Below are 752 nucleotides of genomic sequence, written 5' to 3'. Positions count from 1 at the left end.
CCGCCTTTGCTTGTGGTTCCCCGCACATCGTGGACGCGGTGTTAGGCGGCTTGGGGTCGCGCTTAGGTGTATGAGGGCTGGACGTTAGTGACACCCTCCCGGACTCGAGATGCTGGTGGCCAGCCCCCTGCGCCGCCGTGCCGGCGGTGGTAGTTGTAGTGGATGTTCCAGACAGAGATCGCGGACGAGCGGTCCTCCTCGCTGTTGAAATTTCGGGCATAGAGCAGTTCCTCGGCCAGGATTCTCTGGTAGCGCTCGACCTTTCCATTGTGCTGCGGGGTGTACGGCTTGGTCTTCTGATGGCGGGTGCTCTTGCCTACGATCCACGCGAAGTCACCGGACCGGTAGCACGCCCCGTTGTCGGTAACGACACGGTGGATGTGGGTGATGCCGTGGGCTGCGAACCAGACTTTGGCTCTGGCCAGGAACGCCGCCGCGGTGGCTCCCTTCTCATCCGACAACGGCCCTGTGTAGGCGAGTCGGGAGAAGCCGTCGACGGCCGAGTGCAGGTAGGTGTAACCGCGTTTCGCGCCAGCCGCTTTCGCTCGACTGACAGTCTTGGTCTGGTCGCTGTCGCGGCCATGGATGCGCCAGCCGCCGCCGTCGGGTATTCGGCCGACCTTCTTCACGTCCAGGTGCACCATATGACCGGGCCAGCGCGCGACGATCTTCCCGGGATTGCGATTGTTGTCTCCACCGGGATCGATGAACCTGCGTCTGCCCAGGCCGAGCCTGGTCAGGTGCCGAGTGAC

1 protein-coding gene is annotated in these 752 nt (G+C 63.8%); it reads right to left on the bottom strand.

The features are described 5' to 3' along the window. Positions 1-62 precede the first annotated feature (62 nt). Positions 63-752, bottom strand: a 690-nt coding sequence (locus RF645_RS12990) for an integrase core domain-containing protein (RefSeq protein WP_368819244.1), incomplete at its 5' end; no start/stop codon positions are given.

This window comes from Kocuria sp. CPCC 205260 (genome assembly GCF_040981045.1).
GTDB lineage: Bacteria > Actinomycetota > Actinomycetes > Actinomycetales > Micrococcaceae > Kocuria > Kocuria palustris.
Note: the sequence above shows the minus strand (reverse complement) of the source record. Positions and strands in the feature narration are given on the sequence as shown.